Raw genomic sequence first — 23,261 nt, 5'->3', positions numbered from 1 at the left:
CCTCGGGGTCAGTCCTCGGGGAGTTCGACCGGGGCGATCTCGTCGTAGACGTCGCCCGGGCCCGGGTTGGTGGAGTCCGTGGACCCGCCGAGGTGGTGCATGACGCCCCAGACGGCGTTGAGGGCGGTCTGGACCGCGCCCTCGGCCCAGCCGGCCGTCCAGGAGATGTCGTCGCCCGCGAGGAAGATGCCGCGCTTGTCCTCGGGGAGGCGGTCCTGCATGAAGTGGGTGAACAGGCGGCGCTGGTAGCGGTAGTGGCCCGGGAGGTTGGCCTTGAACGCGCCCATGAAGTAGGGCTCGTTCTCCCAGGACACGGTGACCGGGTTGCCGATGATGTGGCGGCGGATGTCGACCTTCGGGTAGATCTCGCCGAGGGACTTCAGCATGACCTCCATCCGCTCGTTCGCGGACAGCGGCAGCCACTTCAGGCTGTCGTCGCACCAGGTGTACGAGAGGCAGATGACGGCGGGCTTGTCCGGGCCGTTGTCCAGGAGGTACGTGCCGCGGGTCATGCGGTCCGTGAGGGTCATCGACATGACGTCGCGACCCGTCTCCTCGTCCTTGTCGAGCCAGAACGGCCGGTCGACGGGGACGAACAGCTTGGACGACTCCATGTAGTGGGTGCGCTCGATCGCCGTCCAGTGGTCGATCGGGAACAGCGTGTCGTCGCACTCGATCTGCGACAGCAGCATCCAGGACTGGGCCGTGAAGATCGCGGCGCGGTACGTGCGGATGTCGCCGGAGGAGTCGGTGACCGTGATGCGGTTGCCGGCCGTGCGGTGCAGGCGGGTGACCGCCGGGCGCGGGGTGCCGTCGTGCAGGGTGGACAGGGACGTGCCCTGGGCCCAGTGCACGATCTTCTCGGGCTCGCGCTCCCACAGGCGCATCGGCAGCTGCTGGGAGCCGCCCACGATGCCGCGGTGGTGGTCGTCGGCCTCGGTGTAGACGACGCGCAGGATCTCCAGGATGGAGTTCGGGAAGTCGGTGTCCCAGCCCCCCGTGCCGAAGCCGACCTGGCCGAAGATCTCGCGCTTGCGGAAGGACTTGAAGGCCTCGGACTTGCAGAGGAAGCCGTAGAAGGTCTCGTCGTCGAGCTTCTCGACGAGCTTGGCCCAGATCTCGCGGATGCGCGGGACGTCCCGCTCGCGCATCGCGGTGTTCATGTCGGAGAAGTCGGCGCCCTCGTCGAGGCAGGCGTTCCACGCGGCGGACACGTCGCGGTAGATCTGCGGGAGGTCCGCGATCGTCTCGGCGTAGTGCGTCTCGCCCTTGAGGTCGACGACCGTCGAGGGGGTCGACTCGGCGAGCGGGTTCGGGAAGGGCTCGGTGACCAGGCCGACGAGGTCGATGTAGTGCTGCAGGGCCGTGGAGGACGGCGGGAAGCGCATGGCGCCCATCTCCGCGGTCAGCTCCTCGGTGCCGGCGCCCTCGAAGCCGACGGTGCGCAGGCGGCCGCCGATCTGGTCGGCCTCGTACACGACGGGCTTCAGGCCCATCTTCATCAGCTCGTACGCCGAGATGATGCCGGACAGCCCGCCGCCGATGACGGCGACCTCGGTGCCGAGCTCGGTCGCCGGTATCTGGCCGAGGCCGGCCGGGTGGGCGAGGAAGTCGTCGTAGGCGTACGGGAAGTCCGGGCCGAACATGGTGATCGGCGGCTGTCCGTCGCTGTGCGGGACGGCGGTGGTGGGCACCGTGGACGTCATGGGGGTACGTCTCCTTGCGGCAGGGCTGGGGGAAGAGAGGTCTTAGACGAGGGAGGCGTAGAGCCCGGGTCGGCGGTCGCGCAGGTACGGGTTGTTCTCGCGCGAGGCCGACAGCAGCTCGGGATCGGCCTCGCCGAACACCAGCTCCTCGCCGCGTCCGGCCCGGGTCCGGGTGACCCCGTCGGGGCTCGCCAGGCAGCTGAGTCCGACGAACTCGAACTCGCCTTCCGGGCCGGTGCGGTTGACGTACGCGATGTACATCTGGTTTTCGAAGGCCCGTACGGGCACCAGCTGTTCGGCGACGAACTGGAACGGGTGCATCTGCGCGGTCGGCACCAGGAGGAGGTCGGTGCCGGCGAGCGCGTGCGCCCGGACGTTCTCGGGGAACTCCACGTCGTAGCAGATCATGATGCCGATGCGGAGGCCGTTCAGGTCCGCCTGGACGACGGGGATGTCGCCGGGGGTGAAGGCGTCCTGTTCGAAGCAGCCGAAGAGGTGGGTCTTGCGGTAGTTCGCCAGCGCCGTGCCGTCGGGGCCGATGAGCTGGGCGGCGTTGTAGACGGCGCCGTCCGCGCTCTCGGGGTAGCCGTAGAGGACGGCGACCCGGTGGCGGCGGGCGATCTCGCCGATGGCCTGTGCGCTGGGGCCGTCGGCCGGTTCGGCGAGGCCGGGGATGTCCTGGAGGTCCAGCGCGTAGCCGGTCAGGAACATCTCCGAGGTCACGAGCAGCCCGGCCCCGCTCTGTGCGGCGCGCGCCGCTGCCTCGTCGAGCGCCTTGAGGTTCTCGGCGGTGTCGCCGAGAACGCCGGAGCTCTGGAGGAGGGCGGTGCGCAGCGGGGGCATGGGCTACCTCTGTGACAGGCGGGGAGGGGGTCATAAAACGGTACGTTCGCGCGTTCGACCCCGACAAGCCGTGAGCGTTGCGCTCAGCGCATCGATTCGTTGCGTGTTCTGCGGCCGACACGGCGATTCGTTGCGCGGACGCCCCGCGGCCCCCGTCATGGCCCCCCTGCGACCCCTGGGCGACCCCTGCGCGGCCCCCGGCCGGCCCCCGCTACGCGCCCGTGCGGAAGGCCGGGTGGCCGGCGAGGAAGCGCAGGTCGTCGAGGATATCTGGGGTGTGGTCGGAGACGACGCGGCCGCTCCAGGTGTCGACGAGGGCGGGGATGGTGAGGGCGCCGTCGAAGTGGTGGCCGGTGGCCTCGTAGGCCAGGCGCAGCGCGGTGTACCCGGTGCTGTCGGGGTCCGCGCCGAGGACGGTGGCGGTGATCGAGTCGGCCAGCCCGAGGGCGGTGAGGGCGGTGGTGACCTGCTGCGAAGGCAGACAGTCGGCGCGGAGGTAGAGGTGGTAGCGGTGCGGGACCGGTGAGAAGCCGGCGCCGATGCGGCCGCGGGGGGCGGGGGCCGGGCCGGTACGGGGCGAGGCGGTGCGGGTGCGGGGCAGGACGGGGTGCGACATGACTCTCCCGGGGTGGAGGACTGCACGGCGGGGCCCCGGGCGGCGCGGTGCGCACGCCCGGTCCGGGTCACTCGTCTCTGTGGGGGGTCAGCCGCGCGGGCCGAATGCGCTGCACACCCGCAGGAGGTCGATGTGCAGGCGCCGGGTGAGCCGCCAGCTCCGCAGGGCCCGGGGGTGCGTGTGCGGACGGGGGTACGGGTGCCTGTGCGGGTCCGCCGTTGCGGCTGTGTCCACGTCCGCCCACCCCCCGTCCTGTCCTCGGCCGCCCCCGACCGGTGCTGGTTAGGCTTCCGGTGGCGGGCCCGGTCCGTCGTGGCCGTCCCCCGCAGTCTCGTGGCGGCGCCCGGGGCCGTCAAGAAGGCGGTCGGGCCCGGTCGCCGTCGCCTTCCGGAAGGAGTCCTTTCCCATGTCCCCCGAGACCGGCACGCTGTGCGGCAGTGAAGTACTCGAGAACCCGGTCTGGGCCGCGCTGACGGGCCCGCACCGCGGTTTCGCCGCGTTCGGGCCCGCGGGTCTGGCGGCCCGCTACGCGCTGGACACGGCCCCCTTCTCGGCTCTCGCCGATCCCGAGGACCCGCGGGCGTGGGCGGACCTGGCCGCGCTGGCCGGCCCCGGGGAGGAGGTCTGGCTGACCGGGCTGCCGACCCCGCCGCCGGGGTGGCAGACGCTGGTGACGCTCGCGGGCGTGCAGCTGGACGGCCGGGCGGTACGGGCCGAGGCCGCGCCGGAGGCGGTGCCGCTGGGGCCCGGTGACGTACCGGAGATGCTGGAGCTCGTGGGGCTGACCAGGCCGGGCCCGTTCCTCGACCGGACGGTCGAGCTGGGCACGTACCTCGGGATCCGTCACGAGGGCCGGCTGGTGGCGATGGCCGGGGAGCGGATGCGGCCGGCGGGCTGGTCGGAGATCAGCGCGGTGTGCACGCACCCGGACCACCGGGGCCGGGGTCTGGCGGGCCGGCTGGTGCGCGCGGTCGCGGCGGCGGCCCGCGAGCGCGGGGACAGCCCGTTCCTGCACGCGGCGGCGTCGAACACGGGGGCGGTGCGGCTCTACGAGTCGATGGGCTTCACCCTGCGCCGCAGCCCCTTCTTCCTGGGCCTGCGCACCCCCTGAGCGGGGTGCGGGTGCGGGCTCGGGCCGGCGCGCGCCCGAGGCCGCACCTCAGGCCGGTGCGCCCGAGGTGAAGCGGCGGAGCAGCGGGGAGAGCACGAGCACGGACTTGGTGCGTTCCACGAAGGGCTCGCCCGCGATGCGCTCCAGGACCCGCTCGAAGTGGCGCATGTCGGAGGCGAAGATCTGGACGAGGGCGTCCGCGTCGCCGGTGACGGTCGACGCGGACACCACCTCGGGGTATCTCTCCAGTCCTCGCCGGATGTCGTCCGGCGAGGTGTTGTGGCGACAGTAGATCTCGATGAAGCCCTCGGTCTCCCAGCCCATGGCGGCCGGGTCCACGCGCACGGTGAAGCCGGTGATGGCGCCTTCGGCGCGCAGCCGGTCCACGCGCCGCTTGACGGCGGGGGCGGAGAGCCCGACCTCGGAGCCGATGTCCGCGTAGGAGCGGCGGGCGTCCTCGGCGAGGGCGTGCACGATGCGTTCGTCGAGATCGTTCAGTCGCACGGGGGGTGAATCACTTCTGTTCAGCGGCCTCCTCGGCCGTGACGGCCGGGGCGGCCACAGTGGCCAGGCTGGAGCGGCGCATGCCGTAGAAGAAGTAGATCACGAGCCCGGCGAGCATCCAGCCACCGAAGACCAGCCAGGTGATTCCCGGCAGCTCGGTCATCAGGTAGGCGCAGAGCAGGAAGCCGATGATCGGGGTGACGGGGAAGAGCGCGACCTTGAAGGTGCGGTTCATCTCCGGGCGGGTCTTGCGCAGGATGATGACGGCCACGTTGACCAGGGCGAAGGCGAAGAGCGTGCCGATGCTGGTGGCGTTCGCCAGCTCGCCCAGCGGGATGAAGGCGGCGAGCAGCCCGCAGAAGAGGCAGACGATGATCGTGTTGACGCGGGGCGTGCCGGACTTCGGGTCGACCTTGGCGAAGGCCTTGGGCATCAGGCCGTCGCGGGACATCGCGAAGAGGATGCGGGTCTGGCCGTAGAGGACGGCGAAGACGACGCTGGCGATGGCGACGACGGCGCCCGCGGCGAGGATGACGCTCCAGAAGGAGTGTCCGGTGACGTTCTCCATGATCTGGGCCAGGGCGGCCTCGCTGCCCTCGAACTCCTGCCACGGCATGGCGCCGACGGCGACCAGGGCGACGAGGCAGTAGATCGCGGTGACGATGGCGAGCGAGAGCATGATCGCGCGCGGCAGGTCCTTCTTCGGGTTCTTGGCTTCCTCACCGGCGGTGGAGGCGGCGTCGAAGCCGATGTACGAGAAGAAGAGCATGGAGGCGGCGGTGCTGATGGCGGTGACGCCGAGCGGGGCCAGCGGGGTGTAGTTGCCGGCCTTGATGCCCATGAAGCCGATGACGCAGAAGAGGACCAGCGTCACGATCTTGACGGCGACCATGATCGAGTTGATCCGGGCGCTCTCCTTGGCCCCGCGGAGCAGGAAGACCATGCAGAGCAGGACCACGACCAGGGCGGGCATGTTGATGTAGCCGCCCTCGCCCAGCGGGGCGGAGAAGCCCTCGGGGATGGTGATGCCGAGGGTGCCGTCGAGCAGCTCGTTGAGGTACTGGCCCCAGCCGACGGCGACGGCCGCGACGGAGACGCCGTACTCCAGGATCAGGCACCAGCCGCAGACCCAGGCTATGAGCTCGCCCATGGTGGCGTAGGCGTAGGAGTACGAGGAGCCGGAGACGGGGATGGAGCCCGCGAGCTCGGCGTAGGAGAGCGCCGAGAAGAGCGCGGTCAGGCCCGCGACGATGAAGGCGATGAAGACGGCCGGGCCGGCGATCGGGGTGGCTTCGCCGAGGACGACGAAGATGCCGGTGCCCAGGGTCGCGCCGATGCTGATCATGGTCAGCTGCCACATGGTGAGCGACCGCTTGAGCGCGCCGCCCTCGCCCTGGCCGCCCTCGGAGACCAGCTGTTCCACCGGCTTGCGGCGGAGCAGCGGGTTGGCGGGCCTGCGGGCCTCGGAGGCGAGCGGTGGCGCCTGGCCGTGGTCGAGCACGAGGGGACTCCTTGTCACTGCGGATCGGGGAGGTCAGGGGAGGCGTCGACCGCGACGATCCGGAGCAGGGCAGGGCCCGTCGAAAGAAGGGTCTGCGCCAGGGGGGACCGCCGAGCAGGCGATCCGCGCCACTCCACGTACAGCGAGTGAGCCTACGAGCTGAGTGATACCGCCCGTAATGCACCATCCTTGCACATTGGCGCACGATCGTTGCGCGGATCGGTCACTGACAGTCGTTTGTTGCGTAGGGATGATCGATCGCTGCGCTGGCCGCTCCGTACCCCTTTTCTTGACACTTCGTCAGATCTGCCGCAGCGTGCCGCCATGGATCTGGACGTGCTCTACGAGATCGACGTGCCGAGGCCGTGGCCCGGGGCCCATCCGCACGGCCAGCGCAGCGCCGAGCAGCGGGCCTACCGGGAGGCCGTGGAGCAGATCCGGCTCGCCGACCGGATGGGGTTCCGCACGGTGTGGGCGGTCGAGCACCACTTCCGCGAGGGGCGCTCGCACTGCCCGGCCCCCGAGGTGCTCCTGGGACACCTCGCCGCGCTGACCGAGCGGATCCGGCTCGGCTTCGGCGTGACCCTGACCCCCTTCGGCTTCACCCCGCCGCAGCGCATCGCGGAGAAGGTCGCCACCGTGGACGTGCTGTCCGGGGGCCGCGTGGAGTGGGGCACCGGGCGCTCCACCCCGATGGAGCAGGCGGCCTTCGGGGTGGACCGGGAGCGGTCCCGCCAGGACTGGCGCGAGGCGATCGGGATCGTGACCGGGATGTGGCGGGAGGAGTACTTCGAGTACGCCTCCGAACGGTTCCGCTTCCCGCGCCGGATGGTGACCCCGAAGCCCGTGCAGGACCCGCACCCCCCGGCCTGGATGGCGGCCACCTCCCCCGGCTCCGCCGAGGTGGCCGGGGCCGCCGGGCTCGGGCTGCTGTCGTTCTCGATCATGCAGCCGCTGGAGGCCATGGCCCGGCAGGTGGCCGCGTACCGGGCTGCCGCCCGCGACCCGCGCCCGCTCACCGATGTGACCACCGACCGGGTCAGCGCCTACACCCTCGTCCACGCGACGGCCCCCGGCGCCCGGCCGGGCCCCCGCGTGTGGGACTCGGTGGCCTGGTGGTACGCGAACCTGGCCCGGTTCACGCTGGAGTGGGAACTGCCGCACCTGCCGGCCGAGGAGCGCGAGCGGGCTTTCCCCCTGCTGGGCCCGATCCTCGAAGGGGACGTACCCGTACGGGAGTTCAGCGACGGGGACATGATCCTCATCGGGGACGCCGAGACGATCGTCGGCAAGGCCAAGCGGTACGCGGACCTCGGCGTGGACCAGCTGATCTGCTACGTGCAGTGGGGCTACCTGGAACACCGCGAGATCCTGCGGACGATCGAGATCCTGGGCAAGGAAGTCATTCCGGAACTGGCCCGCTACGTGCCCCGGGCGACCGGCGCATGAACCCCGAACCGCTCGACTCCTCCCCCGTGCCCGACTACGCGGCCCTGCACCGCCTCGACGGCCGCCGCCTGGTCCTGCTCGGCGCCGGCAACGGCATCGGACGCCAGAGCGCCCACGCGCTCGCCGCCGGCGGCGCCCGCGTGCTCTGCGTGGACCTCGACGGGGACCGGGCCGCGGCCGTCGCCGCCGAGACCGGAGGCCTCCCGTACCGCTGCGACGTGACCCGCCGCGACGACGTGCGCGACCTCTTCCTGGAGGCCCCGGGACTGCTGGGCGGCCCGGTGGGCGGGGTGGTCGACATCGTCGGCGCGGCCCGGTACGCGGCCCTGTCCGAGCTGGACGACGCCGGCTGGGACTGGCACTTCGACATCGTCCTGCGGCACGCCCGGCTGGCCGTCCAGTACGGCGGCGGGGCCGTCGCGGCCGCCGGCGGCGGCCCGCTGGTCTTCGTGGCCTCCGTGTCCGGGCTGACCGCCGCCCCGCGGCACGCGGCGTACGGGGCCGCGAAGGCCGCGCTGATGGCATTGGTGCGCTCCGCGGCGGTGGAACTGGGTCCGCGCGGGGTACGGGTGAACGCGGTGGCACCGGGGGTGGTGTGGACCCCGCGGGTCGCCGCGCTGCTGGGCACCGAGGGGCGGCGGCGCAACGCGGAGAACGCCCCGCTGGGCCGGGTCGCCGAGACCGCGGACATCGCGGCCGCCCTGTACTTCCTGGCCTCGCCGCTGGCCTCGTACATCACGGGGCAGACACTCGTGGTGGACGGCGGGGTGGGCGTGAAGTTCCCGTACCCGACGATCGGAGGCGACCTGTGAGACCACCGGAGCCGGTGGGCGGCCCTGACGAGCCGTCGCCGTGGCAGGACGCGCAGCCCTTCCTGCGCGGGGTCGCCTGGCTCGACCGGGGGCGCCCGGTGCGCGCCGACCCGGCGGACACCATGCGCCTGCCCTGGGACACCGGCGAGCGCTCCACCCTGCCCATCGGGGTCCGGCTGGAGTTCACCACCGAGACCGCGCGGGCGGTCGAGATCCGCTACCGGGCGACCGTGCCCGGCCCCACCGACGCACTGCGGGACCTGGCGCACGGCTTCGCGCTGTGGGACCGGCACGGGGTGGTCAGCGAGGTGTTCACCGATCCGGCCCCGGAGGCCGTCGTACGGATCGGCCTGGGCGGCGGAAGCGGCCCGTTCACCGTCCACCCGCCGGAGACCCAGTCCCCGCTGATCCTCGGTCTGCGCGGGATCGGCGGCCCGCTCGCCCCGGCGCCGCCCGCCCCGCGCTGGGTGGTGCACGGCGACTCCATCACCGAGGGCTGGTGGTCCACCCGCCCCGCGCACGGCTGGCCCGCCGTCACCGGCCGGGCGCTCGGCTGGGACACCGTCAACCTCGGCTATGCGGGCGCCGCGCGCGGTGAACTGACCACCGCCGAGCAGCTCGCGGGCCTGCCCGCCGACGTGCTCACCCTCGCCTTCGGCACCAACTGCTGGTCCCGGGTGCCCTTTTCGGCGCCCCTGCTGTACGAGACCACGCGCGCCTTCCTCGAACTGGTCCGCCAGGGCCACCCGCGGACCCCGATCCTGCTGGTCTCCCCCGTCCTGCGGCCGGACGCCGAGCGCACCCCCAACAAGCTCGGCGCCACCCTGGGCGCCCTGCGCGACGCGATGGAGCGCGCCACCCGGGACCGGATCGCCGCCGGGGACGACCGGTTGGCCGTGCTCCCGGGCCGGGACCTGCTCGGTCCCGAGCACCTGGCGGACGGGCTGCACCCCAACGACAGCGGACACCAGGTGCTCGGCCTCGCTGTGGCCACGGCTCTGCGGCGCACCGGGTTCGGCGTGGGGTGAGTGAAACAGCCCACACCGGCCGGGTTGAACAGATCCCGCCCACCGCGGCGTGTCCTGGGCAGAGTTGACGCCACCCCGGTGGCGGACACGAAGGACACCGAAGTGGGAGAGATCAAGATGGGCATCAAGCGCGGAACCACCCTGGCCACGGCCGCGATCGTCGTCGTCCTGGCGGCGACGGCCTGCGGCCCGACGGACGACAAGGCCGCGGACACGACCAAGCCGGTCGGGGCCGCAGCCGCCCAGGACTACGGGCAGGCCCCGGCCGCCGCCGACGGCGCCGCGGGCGCCAAGCCGGCCGGGCAGCTGACCGCCGCCCCCGACGACAAGCTCGGCCAGATCCTCACCGACAGCGCCGGTCTCACCCTGTACCGCTTCGACAAGGACACCGCCAAGCCGCCGAAGTCCAACTGCGACGGGGACTGCGAGAAGACCTGGCCGGTCGTCGCCGCGGGCGATGTCACCGCCGCCGCCGGCATGGACCCGGCGCTGCTGGGCGAGGTCGTACGCACCGACGGCAGCAAGCAGCTGACGGTGGCCGGCTGGCCCGCGTACCGCTTCAACAAGGACACCAAGGCCGGTGACGTGAACGGCCAGGGCGTCGGCGGGGTGTGGTTCGCGTTCGGGCCCGACGGGAAGAAGGCCGCGAAGGCGGACGCCGCGGCCCCGGCCCCGGCCCCCGAGGGCGGCGCCGCCGAGGCCGACGGGAAGCTGTCGGTGGCCAAGGACCCCAAGCTGGGCGACCACATCGTCGACGGCAAGGGCATGACCGTCTACCGGTTCAAGCCGGACACCCAGTGGCCGATGACCTCCAAGTGCGTGGGCGACTGCCTCGCCAAGTGGCCGGTCGTCGCGCCGCTGGAGAAGGCCAAGGACAAGGGGATCGTCGAGAAGAACTACACGGTGCTCAACCGCCCGGACGGCCAGAAGCAGCAGAGCGTCGACTGCTGGCCCGTCTACACCTTCACCGGTGACAAGAAGCCCGGCGACGTCAACGGCCAGGGCGTGGGCGGCACCTGGTACGCCGTGTCCCCCGACGGCAAGCTCATCACCGTCCAGTAGTCCCCGCCCCCGACTCCCCCCACCCCGTTCGCGCGGCCCCGCCCACATCCCCCCTGGGCGGGGCCGCGCCCTTTGCCCGTTCCACCCGCACGCGGTCCTCTCTAGACTCGGCCGCATGCTGCGCGTACTGGCCGTCGACGACGAGAAGCCGCTCCTGGAGGAACTCCTCTACCTGCTGCGCTCGGACCCCCGGGTGCGCAGCGCGGAGGGTGCCTCGGACGCCACCGAGGCCCTGCGCCGGGTCACCCGCGCGCTGGAGTCCGGCCCCGGCGGGGCCGACGGCATCGACGTGGTCTTCCTGGACATCCACATGGCCGGGCTGACCGGGCTGGACATCGCCCGGCTGCTGGCCGGGTTCGCTCGGCCGCCGCTGATCGTGTTCGTCACCGCCCACGAGGGTTTCGCCGTGCAGGCCTTCGACCTCAAGGCCGTGGACTACGTACTGAAGCCCGTGCGCCCGGAGCGGCTGGCCGAGGCCGTCCGGCGGGCCTGCGAGCAGCTGGGCCGCTCCGAGGAGGCCGCGGCTCCGGCGGCGGCCGCCGAGGTGCCGGTGGCGGGCGCGGCGGTGGCGCCGCGCCGTCCGGTCACCGAGGTCACGGTCGCCGACCGCGCGTCCGACCAGATCGCCGTCGAACTGGGCGGGGTCACCCGCTTCGTGGCGATCGCGGACATCTCCTACGTCGAGGCACAGGGCGACTATGCGCGCCTGCACACCGACGAGGGCAGCCACCTGGTCCGGATCCCGGTGTCCACGCTGGAGGAGCGCTGGGCGGCGCGCGGGTTCGTACGGATCCACCGCCGGCACCTGGTGGCGCTGGCCCGGATCGACGAGCTGCGGCTGGAGGCCGGGACCACGAGCGTGCGGGTGGGGGCGGCGGAGCTCCAGGTGAGCCGTCGGCACGCGCGGGAGCTGCGCGACCTCCTGATGCGGCAGGCGACCGGCTGAAACCGGCCGCCGCGCGGGCGCCGCGGGGCCTTCGTCCGCGACCGTCCGGCGCTCCGCGGTGCCGTTCGTCGCGCCGGGAGGGGCGTACGGCGATCCGCCGGAGCCGTCGGCCGCACCGCTCGTCCGATCGGCCCTCGCGGATCGCGGCCCCTGCGTATCGTGGATCTTCCGGCGCGGGAGGAGCGAGATGTCCGAGATCCAGGCGCTGGTCGACGCCCTGAGCGGGCTGCCCCGTGCCCGGCCCGGCGGGCCCGCCGAGGCCGAGGTGCTGCTGGCGCGGCTGCGCAGTGCCGCCGCCCGCTGGGCGGACGTCGTGTACGAGGCCCGCGAGGGGGTCCGCGAGCAGGTGCCGCCGCGCGCGGAGGCCGCCCTGACGCTGGCGTTCCGGCGCGCGGAGGAGTCGTACGTGGAGCTGGAGATCGCCCTGCGCGACTGTGCGGAGCACCGCGACCCGGCTCTGTGACCTGTTCGGCGACCTGCTCTGCGCCCTGCTCTGCGACGGGTCCGGCGGGCGGTCCGAATCGGGCCTGTCGCCCGGTCAGGGGGCGTGCATAGACTCCGGACACCCCTCCCCAGCCGAAGGACCGACCCGGTGAACCAGACGTACGCGCTGACCGCGGTCGCCGTCGTCGTCCTGGTCACGGTGCTGGTCGGCGCGCTGGGCCTGCGGATATCCCGGACCACCTCCGACTTCTACGTCGCCTCGCGCACGGTGGGGCCCCGGCTGAACGCGGCGGCCATCAGCGGCGAGTACCTCTCGGCCGCGTCCTTCCTCGGGGTGGCGGGGCTGGTGCTCCTCCAGGGGCCCGAGATGCTCTGGTATCCGGTCGGCTACACCGCCGGGTACGTGGTGCTGCTGGTGCTGGTGGCGGCCCCGCTGCGCCGCTCCGGGGCGTACACGCTGCCCGACTTCGCGGAGGCGCGGCTGGAGTCGCTGGTGGTGCGCCGGATCGCGGTGCTGTTCGTGGTCGGGGTCGGCTGGCTGTACCTGCTGCCGCAGTTGCAGGGGGCCGGGCTGACCCTGGAGATCCTGACCGGGGCGCCGCACTGGGTCGGGGGGCTGGTCGTCGCGGGCGTGGTGACGGTGGCGGTGGCGTCCGGCGGGATGCGCTCGGTCACCTTCGTCCAGGCCTTCCAGTACTGGCTGAAGCTCACGGCGCTGCTGGTGCCGGCCTTCTTCCTGCTCGCGGCGTGGGCCGGGGACGGCGCGCCGCGGGCCACCTTCGACGCCCCGGCCGTCTTCCGGGAGCACACCTCGGTGACGGTCGCGGAGGACGTGCGGCTGTCCGTGGCGCAGCCGCTGACGGTGACGGTGACCGGGCAGGTGGACGGGCGCGGTTACGTGGCCGCCCCGCTGACCCTGGCCGCCGGTGAGCACGCCGTGCGGGCCCACGCGCGGCTGGAGTTCGCCGCGGACACCCCCGTTCCGGACACCCGTACGCAGGCCCGGCCCGGGGTGTCCACCTGGTCGGTGCCGATGTCCGGCGGGCTGCGCGAGTACCGGCTGTACGCCACGTACGGGCTGATCCTGGCGACGTTCCTCGGCACGATGGGCCTGCCGCACGTGGCGGTGCGGTTCTACACCAGCCCCGACGGGCGGACCGCGCGCCGCACCACGCTGGTCGTGCTCGCGCTGGTCGGGGTCTTCTACCTGCTGCCGCCGGTGTACGGGGCGCTGGGCCGGATCTACGCACCCGAGCTCGCCCTCACCGGCGATGCGGACGCGGCGGTGCTGGTGCTGCCCGAACGGATGCTCGGCGGGCTGCTCGGCGATCTGCTGGGCGCGCTGCTGGCCGGGGGCGCCTTCGCGGCGTTCCTGTCGACGGCGTCGGGGCTGACCATGGCGGTGGCCGGGGTGCTGCACCAGGACGTACTGCCGGCGCGTGGGGTGCGCAGCTTCCGTTCGGCGGCGGTCGTGGCGATCGCGGTGCCGCTGGCCGGGAGCGTGGCGGCGACGCAGGTGCCGGTGGCGGACGCGGTGGGGCTGGCCTTCGCCGTGTCGGCATCCTCGTTCTGCCCGCTGCTGGTGCTGGGCATCTGGTGGCGCGGGCTGACCCCGCCGGGTGCGGTGGCCGGGCTGGTCACCGGCGGCGGGGCGGCGCTGAGCGCGGTGCTGGCGACCCGGGCCGATCTGGCCCCGCCGGGCTGGATGCACACGCTGCTGGCGTGGCCCGCGGCGTGGTCGGTGCCGCTCGGGTTCCTGACGATGGTGGTGGTGTCGCTGGCCACCCGGTCGCGGATCCCGGCCGGGACGGCGGCCACCCTGGCACGGCTGCACCTGCCGGAGGTCGTGGCCGGGGAGCGGGCCGGGGGTCCGCGGTGACCGGGGTGACGCCGGCCCTGGCGACCGTACTGGCCCTGGCGGCTGCGGTGCTGCTGCTGGGCGCGGGCTGGGCGGCGGGCCGGTGGCACGCCCGCCACGGGGAGCGGGCGGCCGGGACGGACCTGGGGACGCCGGTGGAGCGGGCCACCTTCCACACCCTGCACACGGCTTCGCTGGCCGCTCCCCCGCTGCGGGCCGGGCTCACGGAGGACGCGGCCCGCAAGGCGGCCCGGCGGTTGCGGTCGCTGCTGGGCACGGAGGCGCTGTGCCTCACGGACCGGGAGTCGGTGCTGGCGTGGGACGGTCCGGGCGCCGACCACCACGAGCGGCGGGCGATGGCCCGGGTGGCGGTGATGCTGGCGTCGGGGCGCAGTCAGAGCGTGCGGACGGAGTGCCAGCGGCCGGACTGTCCGCTGAAGTGGGCGGTGGTGGCCCCGCTCACCGGCGAGGACGGGGTGCTGGGCGCGCTGGTGGCGTACGGGTCGCGGGAGTCGGCGGTGCTGGTGCGGGCCGCGACGGAGGTCGCGCGGTGGGTGTCGGTCCAGCTGGAACTGTCCGAGCTGGACCGGTCGCGGACGCGGTTGATGGAGGCGGAGATCAAGGCGCTGCGGGCGCAGATCTCCCCGCACTTCATCTTCAACTCCCTGGCGGCTATCGCCTCGTTCGTCCGGACGGATCCGGAGCGGGCGCGGGAGCTGCTGCTGGAGTTCGCGGACTTCACCCGGTACTCCTTCCGGCGGCACGGCGATTTCACCACGCTGGCCGACGAGTTGCGCTCCGTCCAGCAGTATCTGGCCCTGGCCGGTGCCCGGTTCGGCGACCGGTTGAAGGTGACCCTTCAGGTGGCTCCGGAGGTGCTGCCGGTGGCGCTGCCGTTCCTGTGCCTGCAGCCCCTGGTGGAGAACGCGGTCAAGCACGGGCTGGAGGACTCCACCGAGGAGTGCCGGATCACCATCACGGCGCGGGACGCGGGCTCGGAGGCGGTGATCACGGTGGAGGACAACGGGGTCGGGATGGATCCGGCCCTGCTGCGGCGGATCCTGGCCGGGGAGCGCGGCGGCTCCTCCGGGATCGGGCTGCCCAATGTGGACGAGCGGATCCGGCAGGTGTACGGGGACGACTACGGTCCTGTGATGGAGACGGGCGTCGGGGCGGGCATGAAGGTCACCCTGCGCATTCCCAAGTACCGTGCGGGCGTGCACAGTTCACCCTCGGAGCATCGGCCTCCGCGGCACTGACAGGGCGCCTCGCCGGGATCCGCCCCGAGGCCGGGCCCGGGCGCGGGGCCCGGACCCGGAAGGGACTGCGGCTAGCTCCAGCTGGCGTGCAGCGGCTTGCCCTCGGCGTAACCGGCGGCGGACTGGATGCCGACCACGGCCTTCTGCTCGAACTCCGCGAGGGAGCCGGCACCGGCGTAGGTGCAGGAGGAGCGGACGCCCGCGATGATCGAGTCGATCAGGTCCTCGACACCCGGACGGGCCGGGTCGAGGAACATCCGCGAGGTGGAGATGCCCTCCTCGAAGAGACCCTTGCGGGCCCGGTCGTACGCCGACTCCTCGCTCGTGCGGTTCTGCACCGCGCGGGCGGAGGCCATGCCGAAGGACTCCTTGTAGAAGCGGCCGTCGGCGGACTGCTGGAGGTCGCCCGGGGACTCGTAGGTACCGGCGAACCAGGAGCCGATCATCACGTTGGACGCGCCGGCGGCCAGCGCCATCGCCACGTCGCGGGGGTGGCGGACGCCGCCGTCGGCCCACACGTGCTTGCCGTACTTCTTGGCCTCGGCCGCGCACTCCAGCACCGCGGAGAACTGCGGGCGGCCCACGCCGGTCATCATGCGGGTGGTGCACATGGCGCCGGGACCCACACCGACCTTGATGATGTCCGCGCCGGCCTCGATGAGGTCCTTGACGCCCTCGGCGGCGACGATGTTGCCCGCCACGATCGGGACCTGCGGGTCCAGGGCGCGGATGGCCTTGATCGCGTTGATCATCGACTCCTGGTGGCCGTGCGCCGTGTCGATGACGAGCGTGTCCACGCCCGCGTCGAGCAGCTGCTTGGCCTTGGCCACGAAGTCGCCGTTGATGCCGACGGCGGCCGCGATGCGCAGCTTGCCGTTCGCGTCGGTGGCGGGGGTGTAGAGCGTCGCGCGCAGCGCGCCCTTGCGGGTGAGGATGCCGACGAGCCTGCCGTCCTTGTCGACGGCCGGGGCCATCTTGCGGTGGCCGGCGTCGAGCTGGTTGAAGGCCTCGCGGGCGTCCATGTCGGCGTCGATGAGCAGCAGCTCCTTCGACATGACCTCGGAGAGCTGGGTGAAGCGGTCGACGCCGGTCAGGTCGTGGTCGGTGACGACGCCGACCGGGCGGCCCTCGGCGTCGACGACGACGCCGGCGCCGTGGGCGCGCTTGGGCAGCAGGGACAGCGCGTCGGCGACCGTCTGGGTGGGCGCCAGCGTGATCGCGGTGTCGAGCACGAGGTGGCGGGTCTTCACCCAGGAGATGACGTCGGTGACGACGTCGATCGGGATGTCCTGCGGGATGACGACGATGCCGCCGCGGCGGGCGACCGTCTCGGCCATCCGGCGGCCCGCGATGGCGGTCATGTTGGCCACGACGAGGGGAATGGTGGTGCCGGTTCCGTCGGGCGAGGACAGGTCGACACCCTGACGGGAACCGACCGCGGAGCGGCTCGGCACCATGAACACATCGTCGTACGTCAGGTCGTACGGCGGCTTCAGGTCATTGAGGAAACGCACGTGCTGAACATCCCAGTCGATCGAAGGATCCGTCTACGCCCCGGCAGGACAGCCGAGGAAACGCACGTACTTCATTCTCCCACGACCTGGAGTTCACGCCGCCCGGGCTGATCGTCCAGGACGGGCCGGGCCCGATGGTCGTTTCCTACGGGACCTTGGTCCCGGCGGGCCGGTTCCTGCGGTGGACCGGGCCCCGGCGGCGGGCCAGCGGCAGCACCGAGCCGCCGTGCCGGACCGCCGTGAACTCGGCGGCGATGGCCAGGGCCGTCTCCTCCGGGGTGGCTCCGCCGAGGTCGAGGCCGATGGGTGAGCGCAGCCGGGCCAGCGCGGCGTCGGTGACGCCCCGGTCCCGCAGGCGTCGGACGCGTTCGGTGTGGGTGCGCCGTGATCCCATGGCCCCCACGTAGCCCAGGGGCAGCCGCAGCGCGAGTTCCAGCAGCGGTACGTCGAATTTGGCGTCGTGGGTGAGGACGCAGACGGCGGTACGGGAGTCCAGGCGGCCCGCGGCCCGCTCCGCGGCCAGGTGCCGGTGCGGCCAGTCGACGATCACCTCGTCGGCGTCGGGGAAGCGGGCCGGGGTGGCGAAGACGGGCCGGGCGTCGCACACGGTGACCCGGTGGCCGAGGAAGGCGCCGATCCGTGCCAGGGCCGCGGCGAAGTCGATGGCCCCGTAGACGAGGAGCCGGGGCGGCTCGGCGGCCGATTCGACCAGCAGGGTGAGGGGCTGCCCGCAGAGCCCGCCGGCCGGGCCGAGCTCGGCGGTGCCGGTGCGGCCGGCCAGCAGCAGGGCCCGTACCCGCCGGGCGGCGGCCCGGTCCAGGTCGGGGCCGCCCGCGAGCCCGCCCTCGTAGGAGCCGTCGGCGTGGACGGCGAGCGCGCGGCCGAGCTGGGGCGGCGGTCCGGAGACCACCCGGGCGAACGCGGCCCGGGCTCCCCCGGCCGCGGCGTCGAGCACGGAGCCGAGGACGGGCCGGACCGGGTCGGGCCCGCGGACCGGGGTGACCAGGACGTCGAGGACTCCGCCGCAGGTCAGGCCCACGGCGAAGGCGTCGTCGTCGCTGTAGCCGAAGCGGTGCAGGCCGCCTTCGCCGGAGGCGAGGGCCTCGAGGCACAGCTCGTGCACGGCCGATTCCACGCAGCCTCCGGAGACGGAGCCGAGCGCGGTGCCCCGGTCGTCGACGGCGAGGGAGGCGCCGGGGCCGCGGGGAGCGCTCCCACTGACGGCGACGACGGTGGCCAGGGCGAACTCGCGCCGCGCGGCGCACCACGCGCGTAGCTCGTCGGCTATGTCGAGCATCAGCGGATGAATTCGCGGCGGGGGGTCTGTCCGGGCACGTGCGGGCGCGGCGGCAGTACGGCCGGGGTGGCCGGCCGGGCCGCGGGCGGTCTGGCCGTGGCGGCGGCCGACCGGGTGGGGCCGGGGTAGCCGTCGGGCAGCCGGGGGCGCGCGCCGAGCAGTTTCGCGGCGTGGGCCACGCTGGCGAGGGTGGCGTGGTGGTGCCAGCCGCGGAAGGAGCGGCCCTCGAAGTCGCGGATGCCGACGGGTTCGCAGGTCTCGGCGAAGTCGAGGGAGACGCGGTCGGTGAGTTTGGCGAGCAGGAAGAGCTGGGCGAGCGGCCGGTCGCCGATGTTGGTGATCCAGAACTCGGAGGGCAGCAGGGCGGCTTCGGTCCAGGCTCCGACCAGCAGCAGCGGGGTGGGCGGCGCGGGTACGGGGCGGTCCTCGCAGGGGGTGGCGAAGATCGAGGCCGAGGTCAGCAGGGTGACGGCTCCCTCGGCGCGGCCGTGCCGGGTCCATTCGACGACGCGGCGCTGGGAGCGCAGGGAGTCGATGAGTTCGCGGGCGGGGGCAGTGTGCGGGCCGGGTTTGTGCCGGCCGGCGCCCCCGAAGGAGACGGGGAGGGAGCCGTCGACCTTGAAGACGAAGGGGATGTCCTGGAGGGTGAAGGACTCGATGCTCTGCGGCAGGTCGGTGCCCGCGACCTCCATCACCACGGGCCGGCGCTGGAGTTGCCAGGTGGCGGCCATCCGCTGGACGGCGTGTACGGCGTCCTGGGCGGGGGTGAGGGAGCGGGCGGTGTCGGGGATGCCGGCGCGGCGGCGGCGCAGGAGTTCGCTGGTCCAGGGCCCGGGGAGGGTGAGGGTCCATTCGACCGGGAAGCTGGCTTCGCTGGAGGCGAGCCAGATGCCGCTCGCCTGCTGGCAGTTGGCGGTGCGGCCGAGCTGGGGGACGAACTGGCGGCCGACGCCGACGGAGCGGTCTCCGGCCTTCTCGATGACCATGGGCTGGAGCACCCAGGCCAGGGGGCGCTGTGCGGTGCGTTCGAGGTGCTGGGCGAGGGAGCGGCGGACCGGGGTCCAGTCCCAGGGGGACTTGCTGATGAACTGCTGGAGGCTCTGCTCGACGGAACTGGCCCCTGTTCCGGCGATGTTACGAATTGTTTTCTTTCCGGCGGTCCGCACCAGACCGTTCAGATAAACGCGGGCCCAGTTTCGCTGGTCCCGCCGGGGTAAGGATTCGAAGAGCAGAGAGATCAGGACGTCGATCATTTCGGAGATTTCCGCCGTGGAATCCTCCGGCAGGACTACGCGAGCCATCTGGGCCTCCCCCGCGACCAGCTAGATCCAATACCCTACTTGACCGCACAGAACGGCCGTAGGCCCCGGCGGCTACTTCCTGAGGTCGCTGGCAGATTCGAGCCGCTCTTCCTCTACCACGAGAGGGATCGGGATCTGGTTCGCCGCATAGTAGATCGCGACCAGGAAGTGGGCGACGAGTGTGAGTGTTGCGGAGTAGAAGGCGAGCAGCACGGTCAAGGGGTAGGCGATGGCGCCGAGGCCGAAGCGCACCCGAGTGGCTCGCGCACCCTCCTTGTCCACCCGTTCGTGGAAGAGGTGGCCGACCCGGGTGACGTACCACCAGAAGACCAGGAAGGCCAAGGCGTAGGCCACGGTGACGGCGCTGTAGAGGACGGCCGCGGCATTCGCCGAGCCGCCTTCCTCCATGAGGTGCTCGGCGAGGACATTGGTGGTGTACGGAACGACCGATACCACCATCAGCACCAGGAGATTCAGGAACAACAGCGGGCGGTCGATCTTCTTGAGGTGGCTGAAGATGGTGTGGTGATTCACCCACATCACGCCGATGATGAGGAAACTCACGACGTAAGCGGCGTAATGGGGCCACTGTTCCCGGACTCCGTGCCAGAAATCCGATCCGGTTTCTTCCGGAACCTTTAATTCCAGAACGAGGATCGTGATGATGACGGCGAATACGCCGTCACTGAACGCCTCGACCCGCCCGGTTTCGTTTTCCATTGCCTCCCCTTTGCCACTTCTTGTATATGAGCGGCTTGCCCGCACGGCGTGCCACACATACGGGGAGGGCGTTGCGGCGCCCTCCCCGCACACGCTACCCAGATTTCGGCCGTCAGCCGCCGAATCCGGCTGTCTGGCGCCAGATTCGGCCATCGCGGACGACGAGCGTCCCGAACGCGTGCTCCGGTTCACCGTTCAGGTTCATGATCGCCCGGTAGAAGATGGTGTCCTCGGTCTCGATGTACTCCTGGAGCTCGACGAGCGTGGGCTTCACGGTGAGATAGCCGGTGAACGTCTCGCGAACGGCTTCGATCCCGACCGACACCCCCTCGAAGCGCAGCAGCACCGCGTCCTCGGTGTAGTTCTTCATGACGGCCTCGATGTCCAGGGCGGCGAGCGCCTCCATCTGGCGGACGAACACCGGGTGCAGCGTGGAGATGTCGTACTTGGCCATGTCGACTCCGTTTCAACTGGGAGAGGTGCCCACGATGGGTGCCGTTTCGGGTGTTTCCGCAGGTGAGACGCAGGGCTGGGCGCTGCCGGCGAAGGGCAGCCGGACCACCATCCGGGTCTCTCCGGGACGCGAGCGGGCGGTGATCGACCCGTGGTGGCGCTGGGTCACGATGCGGTAGCTGAGGTGCAGCCCCAGGCCCGTGCCCTTGCCCACGTCCTTGGTGGTGTAGAACGGTTCGAAGATCCGCGGCAGGGATGCCGCCGGGATGCCGCGGCCGGTGTCGACGACCTCCACGACCATGCAGACGCCCTCGGCGCGGGCCCGCAGGGTCAGTACGCCGGCGCCCTCCATGGCCTCGGCCGCGTTGTCGACCAGGTTGGTCCACACCTGATTCAACTCGCCTGGATAGCCCGTCAGTTCGGGCAGTCCGGGCTCGTACTCACGCACGATGCTGATGCCGGCGAGTTTCGCACGCAGGACGACCAGCGTGTTCTCCAGCCCCTCGGTCACCCGGAAGCTCTGCTCGGGCGCACGGTCGAGGTTGGCGTAATCCCGGGTGGCGGAGACGAGTTGGGAGATCCGGGGACCCGCGGCCCGCAGCTCCGCGGCGAGCGAGCGGATCTCCAGCAGCGCCGCCAGGTGGTCCAGGGCGCGGGCCAGGGCCGACGGCCCGACCCCCTGCAGCCGCTCCAGCAGCCACCCCAGCTCCAGTCCGAGGTCGGCGACCCCCGAGCCGAGCAGGCCGGGCCGTTCGGTGCCCGCCTCCTCGGCCCAGTCGGCGATCTCCTCCTCCGCGTCGGCCTGGGCGAACGGGTCGGTGGTCACCGGCGGCGGCAGCTTCTCCAGTTCCTCGGCGAGCCGGTCCAGGGCGGCTCGCTCGGCGTCCGAGGCGGCCGCGCCCCAGGCCTGCGCGGTACGCGTGAGCCGCTCCAGGGCGGGGGCCAGTTCCTGCGCGGCCCGGGCCACGGCCGCCGCCGGGTTGTTCAGCTCGTGGGCAAGCCCTGCGGCCAGGGTGCCGAGCGCCTCCACGGTGGCCCGCTTGCGGGCCTGTACCTCGGAGGACTTGATGCGCCAGGCCAGTACCGGGATCAGTACGGCGGCCACCCCGTGGCAGCGGGTCAGCATCTCGAAGAAGACCGGCTTGGGGTAGGCCACGACGGTGGTCGACGGGCCGCTGGCGGCCGCGGTGGCCACGTAGGAGCCGTCGGTCAGCAGGGGCAGTTCGCCGGTGAAGCGGTGGGCGGCGGAGGGCTTGCCGTCGTGGTCCTCGGCGGCCGCGCTCTCCTCCTCGGTGGAGTGCCGGGTGAGCACCTCCTCCCGGCCGTCGACCACCTTGGTGACGACCAGCCCGCCGGAGAGCAGGATGTGGAAGCCGGTGGCCTCCTCGCCGTCCCGGAACAGGACGTCGCCGTCGGCGAGGACCCGGGGCTGCGACACGGAGACCAGCCAGTCCAGCTGTTCCTCGGTGATCCGGGCGAAGATCTCCAGCCCGCGCAGGGCGGACCTCAGCGCGGGGCCGTTCGTTTCCGCCGTGTTCACGCCGTACTCCCTTCGGCCCGGATGCGGGCGGCCAGTCGCAGGGTGGCCAGCAGGGCCAGCGCGCACACGCCGGCCACCGCGGCCATGAAGCCGACGGAGGTGCGGTGCAGGCCGTGGATGTTGGTGAGCATCCCGGCCAGGACCGCCGGGACGCTCATCGCGAGGTACGCGAACACGTAGACGGCGGCCGTCAGTTCACCGCGGTGCGCCGGATCGGCGAGCGTGCTCAGCGCGCGGAAGGACCCGAGGAAGGCGGCGCCCCAGCCGGTGCCGAGGACGGCCGTGGCCACGAGGAACACGGCGGCCGAGCCGAGCCCCAGGGCGAGCAGCACCAGGCCGAGTCCGGCGAGGAGGCCGCACAGCCCCAGCACGGCGGTACGCAGCGCCTCGGTGCGGCCGAGCATCAGCTGGGCGGCGGTGGCGGCGCCCGCGAGCAGCGCGACCGTGGCCCCGCCGACGAGGTAGTTGGTGGATTCCAGCAGGGACAGGGCCAGGTGCGGGCCGAGCGAGAGGTAGAAGCCGCCCACCGACCAGACCGCGACGATCGTCAGGACGAGGACGGTGAAGCGGCCCCGGGCGCCGGCCGGTACGTGGATCCGGTGCGGGACCACCCGGAACCCGCCGCCGGCGCCGGGCGCGCTCTCCGGCATCCGGACCACCCCCACCAGGGTCACGGCGAAGGCCCCGATCAGCAGGAGGTAGCTCAGGGCGGTCGGCGCGGGCGCGAACTGGACGAGGAGGCCGGCGCCGATCCCGCCGAGCCCGATGCCCACGGTGGGGCCCGCGCTGTTGACCTGGGCGCCGAGCGCGGGTCTCGACGCGGGGGCCATCTCCAGCAGGGCCGCGCCCATCGCCCCGGTGGCGAGGCCCACGGCGAGCCCCTGGACGGCGCGGGCCGCCAGCAGCAGCCCCGGTCCCCCGGCCCCGGCGAACAGGGCCATCGAGACCATCGCGAGGACCAGTGCGCCGCCGAGGACCGGGCGCCGGCCCAGGGTGTCGGAGAGGGACCCGAACAGCAGGAGTCCGGCCAGCACGGTGACGGCGTACAGGGCGAAGACCACCGTGATCGTGCCCGAGGAGAGCCCCCACTTCTGCTGGTAGAGCACGTAGAGGGCGGAGGGCACGGAGGAGGAGAGCATCAGCAGGACCAGGACCGCGCCCACCACCCGGAAGCCGGAGCCTCTGGGCGCACGGGCCGCGTGGGCGGCTCGGCGCACGGTCACCCCCGTGGTCGTCTTGGATGTTTCGGCCACTGCGTCACTCAACTCCCCCGTGATGGGCCCGGGACGGACCCCGT

The 23,261-nt window shown here is 72.6% G+C and carries 21 protein-coding genes; 9 read left to right on the top strand and 12 right to left on the bottom strand.

What is annotated here, in order from left to right; translation table 11 throughout:
• Positions 1-8: 8 nt before the first annotated feature.
• The 3 genes from B6R96_RS29165 to B6R96_RS29155 all read right to left on the bottom strand — a co-directional run bounded on the left by B6R96_RS29165 (position 9) and on the right by B6R96_RS29155 (position 3,165).
• A complete protein-coding gene (locus B6R96_RS29165) occupies positions 9-1,706 on the bottom strand; it encodes a flavin monoamine oxidase family protein (protein ID WP_030388506.1) in 1,698 nt (565 codons plus the stop codon).
• A gap of 42 nt (positions 1,707-1,748) precedes the next feature.
• Positions 1,749-2,549, bottom strand: coding sequence for a carbon-nitrogen hydrolase family protein (locus B6R96_RS29160; RefSeq protein ID WP_081524079.1), 801 nt, complete (start codon positions 2,547-2,549; stop codon positions 1,749-1,751).
• Between the two features lie 211 nt (positions 2,550-2,760).
• A complete protein-coding gene (locus B6R96_RS29155) occupies positions 2,761-3,165 on the bottom strand; it encodes a hypothetical protein (protein WP_081524078.1) in 405 nt (134 codons plus the stop codon).
• A gap of 406 nt (positions 3,166-3,571) precedes the next feature.
• On the opposite strand from B6R96_RS29155, the gene B6R96_RS29150 reads away from it, so the two are divergent.
• Positions 3,572-4,276, top strand: a complete 705-nt coding sequence (locus B6R96_RS29150) for a GNAT family N-acetyltransferase (protein WP_081524077.1) — start codon at positions 3,572-3,574, stop codon at positions 4,274-4,276.
• Between the two features lie 48 nt (positions 4,277-4,324).
• Here the strand turns inward: B6R96_RS29150 and B6R96_RS29145 are convergent, their stop codons facing one another.
• Together B6R96_RS29145 and B6R96_RS29140 are read right to left on the bottom strand one after the other, a co-directional pair.
• A complete protein-coding gene (locus B6R96_RS29145) occupies positions 4,325-4,780 on the bottom strand; it encodes an Lrp/AsnC family transcriptional regulator (RefSeq protein WP_030027017.1) in 456 nt (151 codons plus the stop codon).
• Between the two features lie 10 nt (positions 4,781-4,790).
• Positions 4,791-6,281 (bottom strand): amino acid permease, encoded by a 1,491-nt coding sequence (locus B6R96_RS29140; protein ID WP_081524076.1) that lies wholly within the window; start codon positions 6,279-6,281, stop codon positions 4,791-4,793.
• A 324-nt stretch (positions 6,282-6,605) separates the two neighbouring features.
• Here B6R96_RS29140 and B6R96_RS29135 point away from each other — a divergent pair, with 324 nt between their 5' ends.
• From B6R96_RS29135 to B6R96_RS29100, 8 genes are all read left to right on the top strand, one after another.
• A complete protein-coding gene (locus B6R96_RS29135) occupies positions 6,606-7,730 on the top strand; it encodes an LLM class flavin-dependent oxidoreductase (RefSeq protein ID WP_081524075.1) in 1,125 nt (374 codons plus the stop codon).
• Positions 7,727-8,542, top strand: a complete 816-nt coding sequence (locus B6R96_RS29130) for an SDR family NAD(P)-dependent oxidoreductase (RefSeq protein ID WP_081524074.1) — start codon at positions 7,727-7,729, stop codon at positions 8,540-8,542. Before B6R96_RS29135 ends, B6R96_RS29130 begins: the two co-directional genes overlap by 4 nt.
• The gene (locus tag B6R96_RS29125; protein ID WP_081524073.1) at positions 8,539-9,570 is read left to right on the top strand and encodes a GDSL-type esterase/lipase family protein; all 1,032 of its coding nucleotides are present in this window, start codon (positions 8,539-8,541) and stop codon (positions 9,568-9,570) included. Before B6R96_RS29130 ends, B6R96_RS29125 begins: the two co-directional genes overlap by 4 nt.
• Positions 9,571-9,687: 117 nt before the next feature.
• Positions 9,688-10,632 (top strand): SCO0930 family lipoprotein, encoded by a 945-nt coding sequence (locus B6R96_RS29120; RefSeq protein ID WP_053702177.1) that lies wholly within the window; start codon positions 9,688-9,690, stop codon positions 10,630-10,632.
• A gap of 115 nt (positions 10,633-10,747) precedes the next feature.
• Positions 10,748-11,578: a LytR/AlgR family response regulator transcription factor gene (locus B6R96_RS29115; protein WP_030388496.1), complete on the top strand. Its 831-nt coding sequence runs from the start codon at positions 10,748-10,750 to the stop codon at positions 11,576-11,578.
• A 187-nt stretch (positions 11,579-11,765) separates the two neighbouring features.
• A complete protein-coding gene (locus tag B6R96_RS29110; protein WP_081524072.1) occupies positions 11,766-12,041 on the top strand; it encodes a hypothetical protein in 276 nt (91 codons plus the stop codon).
• 129 nt (positions 12,042-12,170) lie between these two features.
• A complete protein-coding gene (locus B6R96_RS29105) occupies positions 12,171-13,901 on the top strand; it encodes a sodium/solute symporter (protein ID WP_081524071.1) in 1,731 nt (576 codons plus the stop codon).
• Positions 13,898-15,139, top strand: coding sequence for a histidine kinase (locus B6R96_RS29100; RefSeq protein ID WP_081524070.1), 1,242 nt, complete (start codon positions 13,898-13,900; stop codon positions 15,137-15,139). Before B6R96_RS29105 ends, B6R96_RS29100 begins: the two co-directional genes overlap by 4 nt.
• A 71-nt stretch (positions 15,140-15,210) precedes the next feature.
• Here B6R96_RS29100 and B6R96_RS29095 read toward each other — a convergent pair whose 3' ends face one another.
• The 7 genes from B6R96_RS29095 to B6R96_RS29065 all read right to left on the bottom strand — a co-directional run bounded on the left by B6R96_RS29095 (position 15,211) and on the right by B6R96_RS29065 (position 23,217).
• Positions 15,211-16,653 (bottom strand): GuaB1 family IMP dehydrogenase-related protein, encoded by a 1,443-nt coding sequence (locus B6R96_RS29095; RefSeq protein ID WP_203351673.1) that lies wholly within the window; start codon positions 16,651-16,653, stop codon positions 15,211-15,213.
• Between the two features lie 145 nt (positions 16,654-16,798).
• Complete coding sequence (locus B6R96_RS29090; RefSeq protein WP_081524068.1) at positions 16,799-17,950, bottom strand: XdhC family protein; 1,152 nt, start codon at positions 17,948-17,950, stop codon at positions 16,799-16,801.
• Positions 17,950-19,251 carry an IS701 family transposase gene (locus B6R96_RS29085; RefSeq protein ID WP_078626567.1) on the bottom strand — a complete coding sequence of 434 codons (1,302 nt, stop codon included), beginning with the start codon at positions 19,249-19,251 and terminating at the stop codon, positions 17,950-17,952. Before B6R96_RS29085 ends, B6R96_RS29090 begins: the two co-directional genes overlap by 1 nt.
• A gap of 72 nt (positions 19,252-19,323) precedes the next feature.
• Complete coding sequence (locus B6R96_RS29080) at positions 19,324-19,971, bottom strand: TMEM175 family protein (protein ID WP_081524067.1); 648 nt, start codon at positions 19,969-19,971, stop codon at positions 19,324-19,326.
• Between the two features lie 112 nt (positions 19,972-20,083).
• Entirely contained in the window at positions 20,084-20,425 is a 342-nt protein-coding gene (locus B6R96_RS29075) for a nuclear transport factor 2 family protein (protein WP_030388488.1), read from the bottom strand.
• A gap of 12 nt (positions 20,426-20,437) precedes the next feature.
• Positions 20,438-21,964 carry an ATP-binding protein gene (locus tag B6R96_RS29070; protein ID WP_159396377.1) on the bottom strand — a complete coding sequence of 509 codons (1,527 nt, stop codon included), beginning with the start codon at positions 21,962-21,964 and terminating at the stop codon, positions 20,438-20,440.
• Positions 21,961-23,217 (bottom strand): MFS transporter, encoded by a 1,257-nt coding sequence (locus B6R96_RS29065; RefSeq protein ID WP_081524065.1) that lies wholly within the window; start codon positions 23,215-23,217, stop codon positions 21,961-21,963. Before B6R96_RS29065 ends, B6R96_RS29070 begins: the two co-directional genes overlap by 4 nt.
• Positions 23,218-23,261: the final 44 nt, after the last annotated feature.

The sequence above is a fragment of the Streptomyces sp. Sge12 genome (assembly GCF_002080455.1).
Lineage (GTDB): Bacteria > Actinomycetota > Actinomycetes > Streptomycetales > Streptomycetaceae > Streptomyces.
The sequence above is the reverse complement of the archived record's forward strand: the minus strand, read 5'-3'. Positions and strand labels throughout refer to the sequence as shown.